15 protein-coding genes and 1 rRNA gene are annotated in these 20407 nt (G+C 50.9%); 11 read left to right on the top strand and 5 right to left on the bottom strand.

Annotated elements, in window-relative coordinates; all coding sequences use genetic code 11:
• Nucleotides 1–28 precede the first annotated feature (28 nt).
• The 4 genes from glmS (at nt 29) to L1D43_RS17880 (ending at nt 5105) form a co-directional block, all read left to right on the top strand.
• Nucleotides 29–1858 (top strand): glutamine--fructose-6-phosphate transaminase (isomerizing), encoded by a 1830-nt coding sequence (gene glmS, locus L1D43_RS17895; RefSeq protein ID WP_239853811.1) that lies wholly within the window; start codon nt 29–31, stop codon nt 1856–1858.
• A 179-nt stretch (nt 1859–2037) separates the two neighbouring features.
• On the top strand, nt 2038–2499 hold the full coding sequence (locus tag L1D43_RS17890; protein ID WP_239853810.1) for a MerR family DNA-binding protein: 462 nt from the start codon (nt 2038–2040) through the stop codon (nt 2497–2499).
• Between the two features lie 2 nt (nt 2500–2501).
• The gene (locus tag L1D43_RS17885) at nt 2502–4745 is read left to right on the top strand and encodes a heavy metal translocating P-type ATPase (protein ID WP_239853809.1); all 2244 of its coding nucleotides are present in this window, start codon (nt 2502–2504) and stop codon (nt 4743–4745) included.
• Nucleotides 4746–4754: 9 nt separating this feature from the next.
• A complete protein-coding gene (locus tag L1D43_RS17880) occupies nt 4755–5105 on the top strand; it encodes a cupredoxin domain-containing protein (RefSeq protein ID WP_239853808.1) in 351 nt (116 codons plus the stop codon).
• A gap of 112 nt (nt 5106–5217) precedes the next feature.
• Here L1D43_RS17880 and L1D43_RS17875 read toward each other — a convergent pair whose 3' ends face one another.
• The 3 genes from L1D43_RS17875 to L1D43_RS17865 form a co-directional block, all read right to left on the bottom strand.
• On the bottom strand, nt 5218–5757 hold the full coding sequence (locus L1D43_RS17875; protein ID WP_239853807.1) for a porin family protein: 540 nt from the start codon (nt 5755–5757) through the stop codon (nt 5218–5220).
• A 191-nt stretch (nt 5758–5948) separates the two neighbouring features.
• Nucleotides 5949–6140 (bottom strand): DUF2061 domain-containing protein, encoded by a 192-nt coding sequence (locus L1D43_RS17870; RefSeq protein WP_239853805.1) that lies wholly within the window; start codon nt 6138–6140, stop codon nt 5949–5951.
• 141 nt (nt 6141–6281) lie between these two features.
• Nucleotides 6282–8951 (bottom strand): nitrate reductase, encoded by a 2670-nt coding sequence (locus L1D43_RS17865; RefSeq protein WP_160795499.1) that lies wholly within the window; start codon nt 8949–8951, stop codon nt 6282–6284.
• Nucleotides 8952–9357: 406 nt separating this feature from the next.
• On the opposite strand from L1D43_RS17865, the gene cobA reads away from it, so the two are divergent.
• The 5 genes from cobA (at nt 9358) to L1D43_RS17840 (ending at nt 16484) form a co-directional block, all read left to right on the top strand.
• Nucleotides 9358–10212 carry a uroporphyrinogen-III C-methyltransferase gene (gene cobA, locus L1D43_RS17860; RefSeq protein WP_239853803.1) on the top strand — a complete coding sequence of 285 codons (855 nt, stop codon included), beginning with the start codon at nt 9358–9360 and terminating at the stop codon, nt 10210–10212.
• 18 nt (nt 10213–10230) lie between these two features.
• Nucleotides 10231–12762: a nitrite reductase large subunit NirB gene (gene nirB, locus L1D43_RS17855; RefSeq protein ID WP_239853801.1), complete on the top strand. Its 2532-nt coding sequence runs from the start codon at nt 10231–10233 to the stop codon at nt 12760–12762.
• An 11-nt stretch (nt 12763–12773) separates the two neighbouring features.
• Entirely contained in the window at nt 12774–13130 is a 357-nt protein-coding gene (nirD, locus tag L1D43_RS17850) for a nitrite reductase small subunit NirD (RefSeq protein ID WP_239853799.1), read from the top strand.
• Between the two features lie 95 nt (nt 13131–13225).
• Entirely contained in the window at nt 13226–14701 is a 1476-nt protein-coding gene (locus tag L1D43_RS17845) for a NarK family nitrate/nitrite MFS transporter (RefSeq protein WP_239853797.1), read from the top strand.
• Between the two features lie 16 nt (nt 14702–14717).
• Nucleotides 14718–16484 (top strand): bifunctional protein-serine/threonine kinase/phosphatase, encoded by a 1767-nt coding sequence (locus L1D43_RS17840; protein WP_239853795.1) that lies wholly within the window; start codon nt 14718–14720, stop codon nt 16482–16484.
• Nucleotides 16485–16543: 59 nt separating this feature from the next.
• Here the strand turns inward: L1D43_RS17840 and L1D43_RS17835 are convergent, their stop codons facing one another.
• Both L1D43_RS17835 and L1D43_RS17830 read right to left on the bottom strand, forming a co-directional pair.
• On the bottom strand, nt 16544–17446 hold the full coding sequence (locus L1D43_RS17835; RefSeq protein WP_239853794.1) for a 1,4-dihydroxy-2-naphthoyl-CoA synthase: 903 nt from the start codon (nt 17444–17446) through the stop codon (nt 16544–16546).
• A 122-nt stretch (nt 17447–17568) separates the two neighbouring features.
• Nucleotides 17569–17922, bottom strand: a complete 354-nt coding sequence (locus tag L1D43_RS17830; RefSeq protein ID WP_041509580.1) for a hypothetical protein — start codon at nt 17920–17922, stop codon at nt 17569–17571.
• Nucleotides 17923–18010: 88 nt separating this feature from the next.
• Between L1D43_RS17830 and ccoG the strand changes: the two genes are divergently transcribed.
• Complete coding sequence (gene ccoG / locus L1D43_RS17825) at nt 18011–19438, top strand: cytochrome c oxidase accessory protein CcoG (protein WP_239853792.1); 1428 nt, start codon at nt 18011–18013, stop codon at nt 19436–19438.
• Between the two features lie 629 nt (nt 19439–20067).
• Nucleotides 20068–20407: ribosomal RNA gene (locus L1D43_RS17820) — 16S ribosomal RNA — on the top strand; the annotation flags it as partial.

The following is a 20407-nucleotide window of genomic DNA, read 5'->3' as shown; positions in this document are numbered from 1 at the left end:
CATATTAGTGAGTAAGTAGGAAAAAACTATGTGCGGAATCGTTGGCGCAGTGGCGCAAAGGGATGTTGCGGAAATTCTACTCGAGGGGCTACGCCGCCTCGAATATCGTGGTTATGACTCTGCCGGTGTGGCGGTGATCCATAACAATGAACTGGCAAGCACGCGCCGTGTGGGTAAGGTGCAGGAGCTGTCTAGCGCCCTGGAACAGGCACCGCTCGTCGGCGGTACGGGTATCGCCCATACTCGCTGGGCGACCCATGGCGAACCTAGCGAGCGTAACGCTCACCCTCACCAGTCGAGTGGCGACATTGCCGTGGTGCATAACGGCATCATCGAAAACCACAATAAGCTGCGCGACATGCTAAAGGGCCTGGGCTATACCTTTAACTCAGACACTGATACCGAAGTGATCTGCCACCTGGTACACCATGAACTTAAGTCTCATGACACCTTGCTCGGTGCGGTACAGGCAACGGTTAAACAACTCGAAGGTGCCTACGGCACTGTGGTGATAGACCGTCGTGACAGCGAGCGCATGATAGTCGCGCGCTCAGGCAGCCCACTGGTAATTGGTTTTGGCTTGGGTGAAAACTTCGTCGCCTCGGATCAGCTGGCACTGCTACCAGTGACGCGCTCGTTCGCCTTCCTCGAAGAGGGAGACGTGGCCGAGGTGACTCGTCGCACAGTGAGCATCTTCGATGTCGATGGCAACGCGGTCGAGCGTGAAGTGAAAGAGTCTGAAGTGACCCATGATGCCGGCGACAAGGGCGAATACCGTCACTATATGCTTAAAGAGATCTATGAGCAGCCTCGCGCTATCGCTCATACCCTTGAGGGACGCATCGCCGGTGGCCATGTGCTGGATTCTGCCTTCGGTGAAAACGCAGCCGAGTTCCTAAAAGATATCAAACACGTGCAGATCATCGCCTGTGGTACCAGCTACCACGCGGGCATGGCGGCACGTTACTGGCTCGAGGATTGGGCTGGGGTTTCCTGTAACGTCGAGATCGCCTCAGAGTTCCGTTACCGTAAGTCGCACCTGTTCCCCAACAGCCTGTTGGTGACTATTTCGCAATCGGGCGAAACTGCCGACACCCTGGCGGCGCTGCGTCTAGCCAAAGAGATGGGCTATAAGGCGACCCTGACCATCTGTAACGCTCCGGGTTCTTCTCTGGTTCGCGAGTCGGATATGGCCTATATGATGAAGGCTGGCGCCGAGATTGGCGTGGCCTCAACCAAGGCCTTTACAGTACAGCTGGCCGGTCTTTTGATGCTGACTGCAGCCATCGGTCGTCACAACGGCATGTCGCCCGAGATGCTCGCCGAGATCACCCAGAGCCTGCAGTCTATGCCGGCCAAAGTGGAACAGGCGCTGGGCTTGGACGATGCCATCGCCGAGTTGGCCGAAGACTTTGCCGACAAGCATCACGCTCTGTTCCTGGGCCGTGGCGATCAATATCCTATCGCGATGGAAGGTGCGCTCAAGCTTAAGGAGATCTCCTACATCCACGCCGAGGCCTATGCCTCTGGTGAGCTTAAGCATGGCCCGCTGGCGTTGATCGATGCCGACATGCCTGTGATCGTCGTGGCGCCAAACAACGAACTGCTGGAGAAGCTCAAGTCGAACGTCGAAGAGGTGCGTGCCCGTGGTGGCCTCATGTATGTGTTTGCCGACAAGGACGCCGAGTTTGAGTCGGATGACACCATGAAGGTGATCCCTGTGCCACACTGTGACGACTACATGGCGCCGCTCATCTACACCATACCGCTGCAGCTACTGTCTTACCATGTCGCCTTAATTAAGGGCACCGACGTGGATCAGCCGCGTAACCTGGCTAAGTCGGTGACGGTAGAGTAACTTACGCTCTTAGTTAAATACCCCTTAGAAAAAGCAGCCCGTCCATGGGCTGCTTTTTTTGTGCCTTGCTACTGCTCAATATTGTTTCAATTTTTTATCTATCACTCCCTTGACCTGTGTCTAACACATAGGTTTATAGTCAGAGCATGAGCTTAAAAAAGTGTCTTGTTGGAGTGGTTATGCGCGTCAATCAACTAGCAAAAAATCTCAATATCACGGGTGATACCGTGCGCTTCTATACCCGCATCGGCCTGTTGAGCCCGGCTAAGTCTTCGGTCAACGGCTACAAGGACTATAGCGACAAGGATCAGTCGCGTATGCAGTTTATCTTAAGCGCCAGAAACCTGGGGTTTAGCGTCGATGAGATCAAGGTGATCTTCTCGCGCACGGATCAGGGCGAGAGCGCCTGCTCTCTGGTGCGTAAGATGATCCAGCAGAAGCTCGAGGAGACAGAGAAGCAGTTTGAAGAGATGGTGAAGCTGAGACGCAAGCTGTCGAATGCTGTGGAGGATTGGTCCCACAAGCCAGACAGGGCGCCCACCGGCAACATGATCTGCCATCTAATCGAAGGCACTTATACAGAAAGTAGTCAGTCAGAAGCCAATCGTGAATCAAGCATGACGCCTAGCCTGGAGGATTGAAGATGGACACCAACAGAGTACAACTCAATATCATAGGTGCCGGCTGTGCCAGCTGCGTCGGTAAGATAGAGAAGGCACTAAAGGCGGTGCCTGGTGTCGACTCGGCCGAGATGAACTTTGCCGAGCGCGTCGTCGATGTTTCGGGCTCGGCAACACCGCAGCAGCTGATTGCGGCCGTCGAGGCGGCAGGTTATAACGCGACCCAGCTGCAGGCTGAGGCAAGCTTTGATGCCATGGATGAGAAGGAGCAGGCGGATCTCGACTATTACCACAGCCTACTGCGCCACACCTTTATCGCCTTGTCTGTCGGTATTCCCTTGATGATCTACGGCCTGTTTATCGGTGAGATGACAGTGTCTACTACCGCAGAGCAGCTGGCCTGGGGGCTGGTGGGGCTGGTGACCCTCTCTATCATGGTGTTGTCGGGTAGGCACTTCTATGTGGGGGCGTGGAAATCCTTTGTGCACCACAATGCCAACATGGACACACTCATCGCCTTAGGTACGGGGACCGCCTGGCTCTACTCTATGCTGGTGGTCGCCTTTCCGACCCTGCTGCCCGAGATGGCGCGCCATGTCTACTTTGAGGCCACGGCGATGATCATAGGTTTGATCAACCTGGGGCTGGCGCTGGAAGTCAAGGCCAGGGGTAAGACCTCAGAGGCAATTAAGCGCCTGATCGGCTTACAGGCCAAGACTGCGCGAGTGATTCGTGATGGTAAGGAGCTGGATATCGATATCGCCCAGGTGCTGCAGGGGGATAAGGTACGGGTGCGTCCCGGGGAGAAGATCCCCGTCGACGGCGTGGTCATCGAAGGCAGTACCAGCGTCGATGAGTCTATGTTGACCGGCGAGCCCATTCCGGTAGAGAAGCATATCGACAGCGAAGTGGTCACAGGGACCTTAAACAAGTCGGGTGCCATCGTCTTTACCGCGACCCATGTGGGTAAAGACACGGCGCTGGCAAGAATCATCGCCATGGTGAAACGGGCGCAGAATTCTAAGCCGCCTATCGGTCGGCTTGCCGATGTGATCGCCAGCTATTTCGTACCTGCTATCATGATCATCGCCATCGTTAGCGCCATGGTGTGGTTTAACTTCGGCCCCGAACCTTCCATGGTGTTTGCCATCGTTTCGGCCACGACAGTGTTGATCATCGCCTGCCCCTGTGCCCTTGGGCTGGCCACGCCTATGTCTGTCATGGTGGGAGTGGGCAAGGCCGCTGAGTCTGGGGTTTTGATCCGTAACGGCGAGGCGCTGCAAACCGCCTCTAAGATCAGTGTCATGGTGTTAGACAAGACGGGCACTATTACCCAGGGCTCGCCTCAGGTCACTGACGTAGTCGTTACTCAGGCCTCTTCCCTTGATGAGCAAGGGGTATTGGCCCTGGCGGCGGGTATCGAGCGTCACTCTGAGCATCCTTTGGCCGAGGCTATCGTCGAGTCGGCGACTCGTCGTGAAATTGAGCTTGAGGATGTCGAGGCATTTACTGCCATTTCGGGTCGCGGCGTACAGGCTCAATTGAATGGTCAGTCGCTGCTGTTTGGTAACCAGGCGTTGATGCAGGACTATGAGGTGGATATTCAGGCTTATCAAGCCAAGGCGCAGCAGCTGGCGGCGGAGGCTAAGACGCCTATGTATCTCGCGCGTGATAATAAACTGCTGGCCATCATTGCCGTGGCGGATCCTATCAAGCCTGACTCGGCCGAGGCGATCGCCCGGCTCAAGGATAATGGCATCAAGGTGGTAATGTTAACCGGAGATAATCAGGCCACGGCCGCCGCGGTTGCCGCAAAGGTCGGCATAGAGACGTTTTTTGCCGAGGTGATGCCCCAGGATAAGGCCGGCAAGGTGGCTGAACTGCAAAAAGAGGGCGAGATAGTGGGCATGACGGGCGATGGCATCAACGATGCCCCAGCGCTGGCGTTGGCTAACGTGGGCTTCGCCATAGGTACGGGCACGGATGTGGCTATTGAGAGTGCCGATATAACCCTGATGCGAGGCTCCTTGCACGGCTTGGCCGACGCGATAGCCGTGAGTAAGGCGACACTGAGAAATATTAAGCAGAACCTGTTTGGTGCCTTTATCTATAACGCCGCAGGTATTCCCATTGCTGCGGGCATTCTCTACCCCATGTTTGGCGTGCTGCTTAGCCCAGTGATCGCCGGTGCGGCCATGGCCTTCTCATCGTTGACCGTGGTGAGTAATGCCAATCGTCTGCGTCTGTTTAAAGCCAAAGCGCATTAGGAGGCTGGTATGTTATTTATTAATCTGATTTGTCTCGCCTTGATAGGTTTTATCGTCTGGTGGTTTTGGCTCTATTCGCCGGAGGCGGCCGTGAGTCAGGAGGGCATAGAGATAGTGGTTAAAGACGGAGTCTATACGCCTTCGCGTATCAAGATAGCAGCGGGTAAGGCGACGACACTTACCTTCCTTAGGCAGGACAAGTCGGCCTGTTCGGCGACTCTGCAACTGCCGGCGTTATCGATCAGCGAGGAGCTGGCATTGGATAAGCCTACGGTAATCAAGATTCCGGCCACGACACCGGGGGAATATGCATTTCACTGTCAGATGCAGATGTATAAGGGTGTGCTAGTCGTCGAATGAATGGGGCGACTGAAGGGTGAATGAAAGAGTCGCATAAGCGCCAAATAAAGGGATTGAGTATAAATGGTAGGCAAACCTTATCTTCAGATTTGCCTACTTTTTGCTGGGTAATTTAGAAGCGATATCCCAGGGCGAAAGTAAAGGTATGGGTATCGAGCAGGTCCATCGCCTGATAGTGATAGGTGAGGCCGAGATCCATGCCCGAAGCGAACTCCATGCGCCAGCCTAGTCCAGCCAGCAGGCCGGTACCGTCATCGGTAAACTTGCGGTCGTTGTTGTCGGTATCGGTAAACTTCAGCCGATATTGGTTAGCGCCGAGTTTAAATATCAAGCGGTTTCTCTGAGACAGGGGAAGGGTATACAGGGCCGCTGCTCGGAAGCTGTCGACATCGTCGAGTTGATTGCCAAAGCTAAAGAGGTTGGTGAGAAATACATCCTGTCGCATGTAACCCACTTCAACTCCCCATTCTGGGCTGAAATGGTAGCGATAGGCGAGATCATAATGGGTCTGGAAATCATCACCGTCGATAGCTCTGTCTGATGAGACATTGGTATCTCCTATACCGGCCCCGATTGACAGGGCGTGATGGTAATCTGAGGCGAAAGAGATAGGGGTGATAAGCAGACAGGCTGCGGTAAGAATAGCTTTCATGACAATCCTTTGAAAGATGATAACAACATAAATATCGAGCTTGACTTATAGCAGAAACCATCCGCAAAAGGTATAGGTAACTCGCTATTAATTGAAGTTATCCGCTATTTGTCTTGAGTTGTCTCTGTTATTAAACTAAAAAACAACAATCATAAAGCATTTATCGCTTATATGATTTACCTGGTTGGCTGTTAGGCAAGTAGCGGTCGGGAGCGCTTCTCGATACGCTGCCACACCTTATCGTGAAAGTAGAAGACGATAGTGTTGATTGCCGGTTCAATAAGCGCCACCGCTCCACCAATCACTATGCTACCCGTCAGTAGGTAGGTGATACCGAATGCGACACCGAAGTGTAATATTGCGAAAGTGATTGTCTTTGCCATGATGCAACTCCTCTTTAATTAACTTAAATGATAATCGTTATCATTTGTAGTGTAAATGAAATTGGTCAGATGGCTTTAATCTTAAAAAACGATTAATTTTGCATGTTTGATAGCTTTCGTTGGTTTACTCCTTTCCAATTTCTACTCATAAACCGTTTTTATTAATTCCTCTAATTCCGCAATGCAGCTTCCGCAGCCACTACCCGCCTCAGTCAGCGTCGTTAGTGTCGCGGTATCTTTGACCTCTTGTTGCTTTATGGCGCAGGAGAGTGTTTTCTCGCCGACCTGCTTGCAGGCGCAGATGATTCTGCCTTCAGCCAATGTCCCCTTAGGCTCCGTCGACAGCAGGCTGCTTAATAGGGTTGAAAGCTCATCCTGATCATTAAATAGTGCTGCAAACCAGGCATGGTGGCTCGGATCAAGTTGCTCACTCACTATGTAGGCAAATTGCACCTGCTGCTGGCTACTCTGGGCTAATCGATAACACTGTTGTTGGGGCGACTCGGCCATGACTTGGGTTATCTGTTGATATGGTGACAGGGCTTTTAGGCTTTTATTAAGCAACCCTGGTGACAGCTCACTGGCAATGAAATAGCAAAACCCTCCCTTGATTGTCTGCTTTACCCAGTAGGGAGATTCGAGCCGCGCTAATGGTTGGCGACACACGAGTAATGCCTGACTCTGGGGGCTATAGCGGCGGATACTTACAGGTGTTGCTTTCATCTCAGGTTGACCTGAAATGGGGTCGATAAATGCCTTGCCAAGGGTACTGATCTTGCCGGCACTGGAGTTGCTATTGCTCCAGTGAATCGTCGAGAACGGCTCGCCGGGCTTAACCTCTTTGCCGACGTTGACCCTCAATAACGCCTTGCCCGTCACACTGGTTATCTCTGCAATGTCATGCTGATCGAGGCGATAAGCTGCGGCATCTTCGGGATGGATCTGCAGCTGTGGTTCTGGCTGATGTTGACATAGCCGAGCCGCCAAGGCGGTGCGTGTCATGGTGTGCCACTGATCCCGGCTGCGACCACTGTTGAGTTTCAGAGGAAACTGCTGATCACACGTTTGTGCTGAAGCAATATAGCGCACCGGGATCAGCCTGGCTCTGCGGTTATCGGTATTAAATCTGCCGTCTGCAAACAGGCGTTGATGGAACATTTGAGATTGCAATCGGTTAACAGGCCACTGCTGGGGAGCTAACCGATAATAATCGCTATCAGAAATATCGGCCAAGTCGCCGAGAACCAGCGCATTTTGGCTTAACCCATGAGCTTTGTTGGTGAGGGTGGCATATTCTCGGAATATCTGTGCTTCATGGCGATAGTTAAACCCATGAATAAATCCCATCTTTTTGGCCACTTCACTGATGATCCACCAGTCGGGTTTAGCCTCGCCCTGTGTGGTCGTTACCCTGCGCTGGCGCGATATGCGTCGTTCAGAGTTAGTCACTGTTCCCGACTTTTCTGACCAGCCCTGAGCCGGTAGCTTCACATCGGCTAATGCCAGAGTGTCGGTATCGGCCACACAATCTGATACCACCACAAAAGGACATTTGGCTAAGGCGGCTTTAATTTTATGGCTATCGGGCAGGCTGACGGCAGGGTTGGTAGCCATGATCCAGATGGCTTTAATTTTTCCCTCTGCAATTGCGTCGAACATATCTATGGCTTTGAGGCCGGGTCGGGTTGCTATTTGAGGCGCGCGCCAGAAGTCTCTCACAAGTTCACAGTTGCGGTCGCTAAAGTCCAAATGTGAGGCAAGCATATTGGCCAAGCCGCCCACTTCACGTCCGCCCATGGCATTGGGTTGCCCGGTAATAGAAAAGGGGCTGCTGCCGGGTTGACCTATTTTTCCCGTGGCCAGATGACAATTGATGATGCTATTGACTTTATCTGTACCCTGAGTGGATTGATTAACGCCTTGAGAATAGAGGGTTAATACTTTATCGCTGTGGCCAAATAGCTCAAAGAACTGCTTTAGCTGTACAGGACTTATCTGCAGCTGTTTAGCGGTCTGCTCCAGGGTGAGTTTATCTTGCTGTGCACTTTGTAATGTGGCTTCAAAACCCTGAGTGTGTTGCTCGATATAGTCGTGATCGAGCAATTGATTATCGGCGAGGTAAGCCAATAGGCGATTAAATAACAGTACATCTTTACCGTTAGCAAGGGCTAGATGCAGATCGGCATCATAGCATGAGGCGGTTTTTCTGGGATCTATCACCACCAGTTTGCAGTCGGGGTTTTGGGCCTTTGCCGCTTTTATGCGCTGAAAGAGGATGGGATGACACCAGGCTAGGTTTGAGCCCACAAGAATGATGAGATCGGCGGCCTCAATATCCTGATAACAACCGGGCATCGAATCACTGCCAAAGGCGCGTTTGTGACCCGCAACGCTCGAGGACATGCACAGTCTCGAATTGGTATCGACATTTGCGCTACCAATAAAGCCTTTCATCAGTTTATTGGCGACATAATAGTCTTCCGTTAATAGCTGGCCTGATAAATAGAAAGCCACCGAGTCGGGGCCATGTTTTGCTATGGTTTGCTGAAATTGCTCAGCCACGGTCGATATTGCCTTATCCCAACTCACTCGTTGGTTTTCGATCATTGGAAACTTAAGTCGATGGGTGTCCGATAGCGTTTCCCCTAATGCTTGTCCTTTAGAGCAAAGTTTACCTAAGTTGGCCGGATGGCTCTTATCACCGCGAATGAGTAGTGCACCGTTACGCTGCGGTTTTGCTTCGACACCGCAACCCACACCACAATAAGCGCAGGTTGTTTTAATCCAAGGAGTTATCGGATTTTGGCTCATGAAAACCTCTCTCTGCCGGATGGAATGGTTTTAAATTTACTCTTTGGAAAGCAAGTGGTAGGCCATGATGGTTTTATGTCTGGCATTGGTTTTTAAAGTTGTTATAAAACAATATCTTGAAATTTAATTTTTATAAATATACCCATTTAGAGGTATGTGGTTGGTGCTATATTTTTCATTGGCTTAGGATAAATGTTCAATAATGATCATTGTTTGCACGATTAGTGTGCGATCTAATTTGTTTTCAAGTCCTTAAAAACATCAATCTTTGCCTTTTATTTTTACGTGTATTTAATTATCTATTTGATTTTTAACTGCTTAAATCATTAACCAGTGCCTTTTTAAAGTTGTTGGCATCAAGTTTGCTCAATACTTGTTCAGTTGGCGATAACATTGAGGCTTAATTATGAACGAGCATGAGCAAACCCCTCACCACAGTGTCATCAATATCGGCTTTGGCGAGACTGGAAAGCCTGCATGCCAGGGGCGTGTCAGTCTAGTGGGCGCTGGGCCTGGTGATGCAGAGCTGCTGACCCTAAAGGCGATGCATATTATTCAGCAGGCAGATCTGATTATTTATGATCGCCTAGTCAGTGATGAGATCTGTGCCTTATTCCCAGCAAAGACGCCGGCCCTATATGTAGGCAAGGCTAAGCATGAACACAGTGTCGAACAAGAACGCATCAACGAAATCCTGGTTGAGCAAGCCTTACTGGGAAAACATGTCTGCCGTTTAAAAGGCGGGGACAGTTTCATCTTTGGCCGCGGGGGAGAGGAGATCCTCTCTCTTAAAGCGCAAAACATCTCTGTTGAAGTGGTGCCTGGCATTACCGCCGCCTCTGGCTGCACCTCTTATGCCGGTATTCCTTTAACCCATAGAGGGGTTTCCCAAGGCACCACCTTTGTTACCGCCCATGCTGAATCAGAGCTACGGCTCAATTGGCAGAGTCTGGCGATGTTGCAGCACACCTTAGTGTTTTACATGGGGCTAAGTAAGGCATCACTTATCGCCAAAGAACTCATTCAAGCCGGGCTAGCCAGCCATACCCCTGTGGCGCTCATCGAGCGTGGTTGCTCTAAAGAGCAGAGAGTTATCAGCGGTTTACTAAGAGAACTGCCCAATCTGGTGGTTAATCACCAGCTGCAATCGCCCACTTTAATTGTGGTGGGGCAAGTGGTGGATCTTGCGTCCCAGCTAAGTTGGTTCGAGCAGCAAGCGCAAGCTAAAGACAAGTATATATCGGCCCGTTTGAGTGCCTAGCGATATAAGGAGAGCAAGATGGATAACATATCTGTACTCGTGGTGGGCAATGGCATGGTTGGCCACAAGTTTATCGACAATATCTTAGCCAGCGAAGCGGCGGATAATGTGCAACTAATCACCTTCTCAGAAGAGCCCAGATTGGCGTACGACAGGGTACAGCTGAGTGCCTATTTCAGTGGTAAGACAGAGCAAGATCTGGCGTTAACCGATGAGGCTTACTATCGTCAGCACAAGGTCGATTTTCTGCTAGATACCAAGGTGATAAGTATCGACCCCACTGCGCATACCGTATTGACCGATAAGGGAAATACCCTGGCTTATGACAAGCTGGTGCTGGCGACTGGCTCTTATCCCTTTGTGCCACCAATTCCCGGCAATGATCAACCCCACTGTTTGGTTTACCGCACCATTGCCGATCTTGAGGCGATCACCGAGTCGAGTTGTCATAGCCAGTGCGGGGTGGTGATCGGCGGTGGCCTGCTGGGGCTTGAGGCGGCGAATGCCCTGAAAAATCTCGGCCTGGAAACCCATGTGGTGGAGTTTGCTCCAAGACTAATGGCGGTTCAGCTCGATGAAGGCGGCGCGAATCTATTGCGCCATCAAATAGAAGCCCTAGGTGTGCAGGTACATACCCAAAAGGCGACGACAGAGATTGTCTCGGGTGAGCAAAGTCGTTACCGATTGAATTTTGCCGATGGTACACATCTTGAAACCGATATGGTGGTGTTTTCTGCCGGGATCCGGCCACAGGATGAGCTGGCTCGACAGGCGCAGCTGGCGGTCGGTGAGCGTGGCGGTATCGTGATAAACGACTTTTGCCAGACCAGTGACCCAGACATCTATGCGGTGGGCGAGTGTGCCCTGTGGCAGGGGCGTATTTTTGGGTTGGTGGCGCCTGGCTATACCATGGCGGCGGTCGCCGCGGCGCATCTATCTGGCGGCGAACTCGCCTTCAAGGGCGCCGATATGAGCACCAAGTTAAAACTCCTTGGTCTGGATGTCGCCAGTATCGGTGACGCCCACGGGCAGACTGAGGGGGCACAGTCTTACACTTTTCATGATGAGATAGCTCAGGTTTATAAGCGTCTGGTGGTCAATCAGGCGGGAGATCGAGTCTTGGGAGCGGTATTGGTGGGTGATGTCAGCGCCTATGGCCAGCTGCTGCAGATGATGCTCAATGATATGCCACTGCCGGATCATCCTTCGGCGCTTATCTTACCTCAAGTCGAGGGCGAGGGGGCTGCTGGCATGGGCGTCGAAGCTTTACCCGCCAGCGCCCAAATCTGCTCCTGCTATGACGTGAGCAAAGGGGATGTGGCCGCTGCCGTGGCTAACGGGGCTACCGATATGGCCATGATAAAGAGTTGCACTAAAGCCTCCACCGGCTGCGGAGGTTGCAGCGCCTTGGTCAAGCAGGTGATGGACAGTGAGCTCGCCGCTTTGGGCCATGAAGTGGATAACAGCTTGTGTGAACACTTTGCCTATACCCGTCCTGAGCTGGTGGATATTGTGCGGATTAAGCAGATCCGTAGTTTCGATGAGCTGTTAGCCAGTCACGGCAAGGGGTTGGGGTGTGATGTCTGTAAGCCTGCCGTTGCATCGATTCTGGCTTCTTTCTGGAACGATTATATCCTCGACGATGCCCATATCGGACTACAAGACACCAATGATATCTATTTGGGAAATATGCAAAAAGATGGCACCTACTCTGTGGTGCCACGCATCGCCGGTGGTGAGGTGACTCCCGATAAGTTGATCGTGTTAGGCGAGGTGGCTAAGGAGTTTGATCTCTATACCAAGATCACCGGTGGCCAGCGAATAGACCTGTTTGGTGCGCAACTGCATCAGCTGCCGCTGATCTGGCGCAAGCTGGTGGATGCAGGGTTTGAGACAGGCCATGCCTACGGCAAGTCGGTGCGCACGGTGAAGTCCTGTGTGGGTGATGCTTGGTGTCGATATGGGGTTAAGGACAGTTTAGGCTTCGCTATCGATATCGAAAATCGATACAAGGGCTTACGTTCTCCCCATAAGTTAAAGTTTGCCGTCTCAGGCTGTACTCGTGAGTGTGCCGAAGCCCAATCTAAAGATGTCGGCATCATTGCCACCGAACATGGCTGGAACCTCTACGTTGGCGGCAATGGCGGCATGCGTCCAAGGCATGCCGAGCTGTTTGCCACAGGGCTTGATGACCAGACCTTGATCCGCTATATCGACCGATTCCTGATGCTTTACATTCGCAGCGCCGAAAGGCTACAGCGCACTTCTGTGTGGATTGAGAACCTCGAAGGGGGCCTGGAGTATCTTAAATCCGTGGTGATCCATGACAAGCTGGGGTTGGCTGACGAGCTGGAAGCTGAGATGGCCGGCAACATAGCTAAGTATCAATGCGAATGGAAAACCACGCTGGAAAATCCGGAAAAGCTCAAACGTTTTAAGCATTTCGTTAATGCCGAACAAGAGGATAGCTACTTGGCCTATGAGGTAAAGCGTTCACAGCGTATGCCGGCCAAGTCCAGTCAAATCATAGATGTATTAACCGTTGAATAGGGAGACAAGTGATGAACCTAGCAATCGATAAGGTGCAAGATCTTTGGGTATCTGTGTGTTCGCCACAAGATATTACTCCCGGTACCGGGGTGTGTGCCTTGGTTGGAGGGCGGCAGGTGGCGCTGTTTTGTTGTCGTCAGACACAGGCCTTTTATGCGATTGATAATTTCGATCCTATCGGCGGCGCCAGTGTGTTATCTCGGGGGATCATGGGATCGATTGCAGGTGAGCCTGTAGTGGCCTCTCCTCTGTATAAGCACTATTTCAATCTCAATACCGGTCGCTGTATTCAGACTCCAGAGCATCAACTGAACACCTACCCGGTGCGCATCAGTGGCACTGAGGTTCAAATAGGTATTAACAGCTAACCATTAATTTTATTAACGCTAAAGCATGCTACATGAGTGTGGCAGGGGACTTTGCAACTAAAAATTGCCCCTAATCCCCGGTTAAGGAGAGTTCCATGAGTACAGATAATCGCTTTAATTTACTGAGCTTTACCGGAAAAATGAAGGTGCTACACCTGAGCTGGATGGCGTTTTTCATCACCTTTGTGGTGTGGTTTAACTTTGCGCCGCTGTTGCAGTCGGTTAAGGCGTCGTTAGGGCTCACCACGGCCGAAATCAAGACGCTGCTCATTCTTAATGTCGCCTTTACCATCCCGGCGCGGGTGGTCATAGGCATGCTTACCGATCGCTTTGGGCCCCGCATCATCTATTCGGGGTTGCTGGCAATTTGTGCGCTGCCCTGTTTTGCCTTTGCTTTAGCCGACAGCTTTGTACAAGCCGCGATAGCGCGTTTCCTGTTAGGGTTTATTGGCGCGGGTTTTGTGGTGGGAATACGTCTGGTGTCAGAATGGTTTCCCCATAATGAGCTAGGCACTGCTGAAGGCATTTACGGCGGTTGGGGTAATTTTGGTTCCGCTGCTGCAGCATTTACTTTGCCCACTCTTGCCGTGCTCTTTGGCGGTGAAGATGGTTGGCGTTATGCCATGGGGTTGACCGGGGTGATCAGTCTGGTTTTTTCCTGGGTGTTTTACCTTAATGTAGCCGATACACCTAAAGGCTCGACTTATTTTAAGCCTAAGAGCCTCACTGCCATGGAAGTGACCTCTAAAGGTGATTTCTTACTGCTTCTGATTATGAAGCTGCCTATGTATGGCGCGCTGGCACTATTGGCTTGGAAGTTGTCTCCGGCTGGTGTGGCTATGTTGAGCGATCTGAGTGTTTATGGCATCTATCTTGGCTTGCTTCTGCTCTACCTTTATGAAATCTCCCAAGTATGGAAAGTGAACAAGAGTGTTTTTGAAGGGCCGGTACCTGAGATCCATAGATATAAGTTTAAGCAGGTTGCGGTATTAAATATTCTCTATTTCGCGACATTTGGCTCAGAACTGGCCGTGGTGTCTATGTTGCCACTGTTTTTTGCCGAGACCTTCGAGCTCACTCCTGTGATGGCCGGCATGGTCGCCTCGGCTTATGCCTTTATGAATCTGATGTCGCGTCCAGGTGGTGGTTGGATTTCTGATAAATTCGGTCGCAAGCCAACCCTGTTGATATTAACGGCAGGATTAGCGGCGGGTTATTTCCTGATGGGACAGGTGAACAGTGAATGGCCGGTTTGGATTGCTGTGGCGGCGGCAATGGCTTGCTCTTTCTTTGTGCAGTCGGGAGAGGGGGCGGTATTTGCCACAGTGCCACTGATTAAGCGTCGAATGACAGGGCAAATTGCGGGTATGACCGGGGCCTATGGCAACGTGGGTGCAGTGTGCTATCTGACAGTATTATCCTTTGTGGATTACAGCACTTTCTTTTATGTGATTGCGGCCACGGCGGTATTGGGTTTTGTTGTACTGACATGGATGGAAGAGCCCAAGGGACAAATGGCTGAAGTGAACCAAGATGGTAGCGTCACCTTGATCGATGTGTCGGGTCGTTGAGTGAGAGGCTAACTTGATGAATGCTCATCCTAAGCTTATCGAAGCGGTAAATTCAGCGCAGACTCCTGGGCAGACCAAGATATTAGCGTTGAATTTCGGTGGCAGTTCATGCGCTGGCGTTAGGCCGCAGAATCAGGATGCATTTGCCGTACACCATAGTGTCGATAGCCATCAATTGCTGCATAAAGGGGTGGTCGCTTGCATTGCCGATGGTGTTAGCTGTAGTCAAAATGGTCAGTTGGCCAGTCAGCTTTGCGTGACGCAGTTTATCGAAGACTATTTGAGTGCTTCCGACAGTTGGGGAGTCAAACGTGCGGCAACTAAAGTGCTTAACGCCTTGAACATATGGCTTAACCATCACAGTCAGCAGACGGCACTGCGGCATAATGGTTACGTGACCACCTTCAGCGCCTTGGTATTTAAGTCTAACCGGTTGCACCTTTTTCACGTGGGTGACTGCCGGGTCTATCGACTGAGAGAGGGCGAGTTAATTCAGCTTTCTAAGGATCATTGTCATCAGGGATTTGGTGAAAAAGGCTTTCTGACTCGAGCCTTGGGGATGGACAGTCATTTAGAGGTGGATTACCAGAGTCATGAGGTGCAGCCGGGCGATCGCTATCTGTTAACCACAGATGGCGTCCACGATAGCCTCAGCTTGAGTCGGCTAAGAGATGTGGTCGCTCGCAACGAGCATTTAGAGGTGTTGGCCAGGCAGTTGACCTCGATGGCTTTAGCCGAAGGGAGCCAGGATAACAACAGCTGTCTATTGTTGCAGGTGGACTCATTGCCTTATGCCGATGCTCAGGGGGTAACCTTGTCGTCATCGCAGAAAGTGATCCCGCCTGTGATGACGGTTGGCAATACCATAGATAACCTTGAGGTGCTCAAAGTCCTCTACAGCGGTACACGCAGTCATATCTATCTTGTGAAGCAGTTGGGAACTGACGCCGTATATGTACTCAAGGCTCCTTCACTTAATTTCAGCGAGGATGGGGATTATCTGGCGAGTTTCGTGCGAGAACAGTGGCTGGGGCAGCGAACCCAGCACCCATCTCTGATGAAGGTTTATCCTAGTGAATCTCCTTTCTTGTATCACCTTTGTGAATATATTCAGGGACAAAGCCTGAGGCAGTGGATGTATGACAATCCAGCTGCCGATTTAGGTAAGGTTAGATCCATACTGGAGGGGATAGTCATTGCGGTTAGAGCCCTGCAACGCATGGGAGTGGTACATAGGGATATAAAACCGGAAAACCTGATGCTTACCTCGGATGATAAAGTGGTGTTGATCGATTATGGCGCCGCCCAGATAGACGGCTTGGCAGAGTTGACTCCAGTGACTCAGGAGGCGCTGCCACTTGGCGCCGTGGGATATATCGCCCCCGAATATTTGCAAACGGGGATGGCGTCTCATCAGGCGGATATATTCTCGATTGGAGTCATTGTCTATGAGATGTTGAGCGGGAAATTACCCTATGACACAGGTCGGTCCCTATCCATTTATCACCATAGGAACAGGGACTGGTGTTATACCTCTTGTCGTCAGTATCGCGAGTCTGTCCCCTTGTGGCTCGACCTGGCACTCGAGAAGGCGTGCCATCCAGATACCCGCGTAAGGTATCAGTCCATGTCTGAGATGCTGTTGGACCTGAATAGTCCTAATCAACAGATGGTGCAGAAATATCAGTCACAGCCCTTCATTGAACGTGAGCCGATTATGTTTTGGAAGGGGTTAAGCGTATTGCTCCTGCTGATTGTGGTGTTGCAAGCTTTGCTACTGTGATACAAGCGGTTGAACAGGCCAAAGCGATGGCCTGTTCTGGGTTGTCGCGTAATAACGGCTTAGTAGTGCCAAGGGAATTTAGAGAAATCCTGATCCCGCTTTTCCAGGAAGGCATCACGGCCTTCAACTGCCTCATCGGTGCCATAGGCCAGACGGGTGGCCTCGCCGGCAAACAGCTGCTGGCCCACTAAACCATCGTCCGGCAGGTTAAAACCGTATTTCAGCATGCGCATGGCGGTTGGCGACTTAGAGTTGATCTCTTTACCCCACTTAAGGGCCTCGGTTTCCAATTCGGCATGGGGAATGGCGCGATTGACCATACCCATATCGAAGGCCTCATCTGCGCTGTAGTTAAAGCCGAGGAAGAAAATTTCCCGGGCGCGTTTCTGGCCTATCATCTTAGCCAGATAGGCGCTGCCATATCCTGAGTCGAAACTGCCCACATCCGGGTCGGTTTGTTTGAATATCGCATGCTCTTTAGAGGCTAGGGTCAGATCGCAGACGACATGCAGGCTATGCCCACCGCCGACAGCCCAACCAGGCACGACGGCAATCACCACCTTGGGCATGAAACGGATCAGGCGTTGTACCTCTAAGATGTGCAGGCGCCCCATGCGGGCCAAGTCGGGTTTATCAGTCTCTTGGCCCTCATACTTGTAGCCATCCTTACCGCGGATGCGCTGGTCGCCGCCTGCGCTGAAGGACCATTGTCCCTTGGCCGATGGACCGTTACCCGTCAGGAGTACACAACCTACATCTGACCATTGGCGGGCATGATCCAGGGCGATATAGAGTTCATCGACCGTCTTAGGGCGAAATGAATTGAGGCAATCAGGGCGATTGATGGCGATACGTACCGTGCCCTGATCTTTGGCCCTGTGGTAGGTAATATCTTCAAAATCAAATCCAGGTACTCGATCCCATAAGGAGGGATCAAAGATATCGGAAACCTTGTCTGTCATGTTCGTAACCCTATGTGTGTCGCATCGAGAAGATGAGCCAAGGCTAGGCTCATTATGAGTAGAGATCAATTAGGCTGCAGAAAACCGTGCACTGGGCATAGCTTTCTGCCGCCTTTGAGGGATTATCTGAGCTTGTCGCAGATAAATTGCTGGTTATCTTTGCTCAATTTATCAAAGCGATTACTGCTGTTGTCGCAGTATTTCTCTTTAAACTCGATTACCGTGTCTCTGGACTCGAGAATATCGTCCAGCGCAGCCAACTCCTGTCGAGTCAGTCGCTCGGCAATTTGTGTCTTGAACATCGCAATGTTCTTGTCTACTCGGATGATCTGGGTGCCCGTCATCGAATCGAGTTTACGTTCGATTCGCTTCAACAGGGCATCCGTTTGCGCGATGGGCTCATCGAGTTTGTCTGTCTCGGTTGCTAGATAATAGAGTAATCCTATCCCTGCACCTAAAATAATCCAGCCTCTCATTATTTATCCAACCATGGTGAACAATCAGTATTAGAAATGTATAATAAGCCAGTTTTCATGGAATATTAAAGCTGTAAGGCTGTTAAATATGAACGCAGAATCAAATAAAAAGGATTATTCCAAGGCTGAACGGATCAAAATTCATCAGCCCGACGAGAATAAATCCGATCGTTTTAATCCCCGCAATCGTATTTATGTTAGAGCAATAGAAGGATTTTGGACTCAGCTACGTCGCCGCTTAGGCTGGGTTGCTATGCTCTTCTTCCTTATCTTGCCCTGGATTCCCTGGGGAGACAGACAAGCCGTCTGGTTTAACCTGGGTGAGCAGAAGTTTCATATCTTCGGCCTAACCATTTGGCCTCAAGATCTGACCCTACTCGCTGCATTATTAATGATAGCCGCGTTTGGTCTCTTTTTTGTGACAACCTATCTTGGCCGTGTCTGGTGTGGTTATACCTGCCCGCAGACGGTGTGGACCTTTATTTTCATCTGGTTCGAAGAGAAATTTGAAGGTGCGCGTAATAAGCGAATGAAATTGGATCAGATGCCCTGGAGCTTTAATAAGGTCTGGCGCAAGACGGCCAAGCATCTCTCCTGGTTATTGGTGTCGCTATTAACGGCCATGACCTTCGTCTCCTATTTCGTGCCGACCACCGAAGTCTACGTCGACGTCTTTACCGGCAGCGCCTCGGGGGCCATCTATTTCTGGGTAGCCCTGTTTACCGTAGCTACCTATGGTAATGCCGGCTGGATGCGCGAGATCATGTGTATTCATATGTGTCCATATGCTCGCTTCCAATCGGCCATGTTCGACAAGAATACCTTTATCGTGGGTTATGACACCAAGCGCGGTGAAAGTCGTGGCCCCCGCTCACGCAAGGCCGATCCTAAGGCGCTTGGTCTGGGCGACTGTATCGACTGTGATCTTTGTGTGCAGGTATGTCCAACCGGTATCGACATTCGTAACGGTCTGCAATATGAGTGCATCAACTGTGGGTCTTGTATCGATGCCTGTGATACCACCATGGACCGCATGGGTTACGAAAGAGGCCTGATCGCCTATACCACAGAAAATAAACTCGAAGGCGTCAAAGAGAAGGTACTTCGACCTAAGTTATTAGGTTATGGTGCGGTATTGGCATTTATGGTCTTCGTCTTTATATATGCGACTGTGACTATTGCCCCTGTGCGTATCGATATTATTCGCGATCGTAACCAGCTCTTTAGGGAGAATAATCAGGGGCTGATCGAGAATACCTTTACCCTGAAGATCTTAAATAAGACTGAAGCCAAACATGAATATCAACTCAGTGTCGAAGGTCTGCCTGATTATGAGTGGTACGGCCCACAGTCTGTGACCATTGAGGGAGGCGAGGTGCTGACGTTGCCTGTAAGTGTTGCCGTCGATCCCGTGGGGCTGTCGCGTGCCATGACTAAGGTCGATTTCAAGGTGACGACTGTATTAGATGGTGAAACCGTAGAGGCGACCCAGGAGTCGCGGTTCTTTAGCCAATAGGCTGGCAGTTAACGGTGAAACATCTTAAAAGGGGCTTTTTAGCCCCTTTTTTATACGTAATGCCTGATAATTGCCCGCTTGATCATCAAAGTGTCATTTTCTTTCAAAAAGCCCTTGCGTAAAAGAATCGTCTCCCTATAATGCGCATCCACTGACACGGCGCAGCAACTTCTTCAACGGGTGAAAGCCTGATAAATAGAGGGGTTCAGCCTAGTCAGAGACTCTGGTTAGTAAGCGGTTATACGCACTATGCTGAGTCAGGCAGAAAGTGGTTTAAGGCTTTCAAATGTCGCCTTCTGGTTAAAGAATCGACGCTTGAAAAACTTCTTAAAATTAACCCTTGACGCCAACATCGGGAAGTGTAGAATACGCATCCCTAAGCCGACGGCCCAGCGCTAACGGCGGCATCCAAAAGTAAGGATGCAATGCTCTTTAACAAGATAAAACAAGAAATCTGTGTGGACACTCACAGGTATTGAGTTAATCGAAAACGATTTAAATCTCAATGCAATGATGAGAGTCCATAGCAATATGTACAAACATCCTTAGATTCTTCCGAGTCTAAGTGATGAATCAGAATTCATTGAGTCGATTCTTTACTCTTTATTGAGTGAGAGTCAAAAAACTTTTAATTGAAGAGTTTGATCATGGCTCAGATTGAACGCTGGCGGCAGGCCTAACACATGCAAGTCGAGCGGTAACAGGAAGAAAGCTTGCTTTCTTTGCTGACGAGCGGCGGACGGGTGAGTAATGCCTAGGGAACTGCCCAGTCGAGGGGGATAACAGTTGGAAACGACTGCTAATACCGCATACGCCCTACGGGGGAAAAGAGGGGATCTTCGGACCTTCTGCGATTGGATGTACCTAGGTGGGATTAGCTAGTAGGTGAGGTAATGGCTCACCTAGGCGACGATCCCTAGCTGTTCTGAGAGGATGATCAGCCACACTGGGACTGAGACACGGCCCAGA

It is taken from the genome of Shewanella sp. Isolate8 (assembly GCF_022398495.1).
Lineage (GTDB): Bacteria > Pseudomonadota > Gammaproteobacteria > Enterobacterales > Shewanellaceae > Shewanella > Shewanella aquimarina.
Note: the sequence above shows the minus strand (reverse complement) of the source record. Positions and strands in the feature narration are given on the sequence as shown.

What these genes read in the sequence shown, in the direction of transcription:
- nirB (WP_239853801.1), top strand. Translation starts at nt 10,231, where the DNA reads ATGGATAACATATCTGTACTCGTGGTGGGCAATGGCATGGTTGGCCAC.
- L1D43_RS17835 (WP_239853794.1), bottom strand. Translation starts at nt 17,446, where the DNA reads ATGACAGACAAGGTTTCCGATATCTTTGATCCCTCCTTATGGGATCGA.
- L1D43_RS17880 (WP_239853808.1), top strand. Translation starts at nt 4,755, where the DNA reads ATGTTATTTATTAATCTGATTTGTCTCGCCTTGATAGGTTTTATCGTC.
- L1D43_RS17890 (WP_239853810.1), top strand. Translation starts at nt 2,038, where the DNA reads ATGCGCGTCAATCAACTAGCAAAAAATCTCAATATCACGGGTGATACC.
- L1D43_RS17875 (WP_239853807.1), bottom strand. Translation starts at nt 5,757, where the DNA reads ATGAAAGCTATTCTTACCGCAGCCTGTCTGCTTATCACCCCTATCTCT.
- glmS (WP_239853811.1), top strand. Translation starts at nt 29, where the DNA reads ATGTGCGGAATCGTTGGCGCAGTGGCGCAAAGGGATGTTGCGGAAATT.
- cobA (WP_239853803.1), top strand. Translation starts at nt 9,358, where the DNA reads ATGAACGAGCATGAGCAAACCCCTCACCACAGTGTCATCAATATCGGC.
- ccoG (WP_239853792.1), top strand. Translation starts at nt 18,011, where the DNA reads ATGAACGCAGAATCAAATAAAAAGGATTATTCCAAGGCTGAACGGATC.
- L1D43_RS17885 (WP_239853809.1), top strand. Translation starts at nt 2,502, where the DNA reads ATGGACACCAACAGAGTACAACTCAATATCATAGGTGCCGGCTGTGCC.
- L1D43_RS17845 (WP_239853797.1), top strand. Translation starts at nt 13,226, where the DNA reads ATGAGTACAGATAATCGCTTTAATTTACTGAGCTTTACCGGAAAAATG.
- nirD (WP_239853799.1), top strand. Translation starts at nt 12,774, where the DNA reads ATGAACCTAGCAATCGATAAGGTGCAAGATCTTTGGGTATCTGTGTGT.
- L1D43_RS17840 (WP_239853795.1), top strand. Translation starts at nt 14,718, where the DNA reads ATGAATGCTCATCCTAAGCTTATCGAAGCGGTAAATTCAGCGCAGACT.
- L1D43_RS17830 (WP_041509580.1), bottom strand. Translation starts at nt 17,922, where the DNA reads ATGAGAGGCTGGATTATTTTAGGTGCAGGGATAGGATTACTCTATTAT.
- L1D43_RS17865 (WP_160795499.1), bottom strand. Translation starts at nt 8,951, where the DNA reads ATGAGCCAAAATCCGATAACTCCTTGGATTAAAACAACCTGCGCTTAT.
- L1D43_RS17870 (WP_239853805.1), bottom strand. Translation starts at nt 6,140, where the DNA reads ATGGCAAAGACAATCACTTTCGCAATATTACACTTCGGTGTCGCATTC.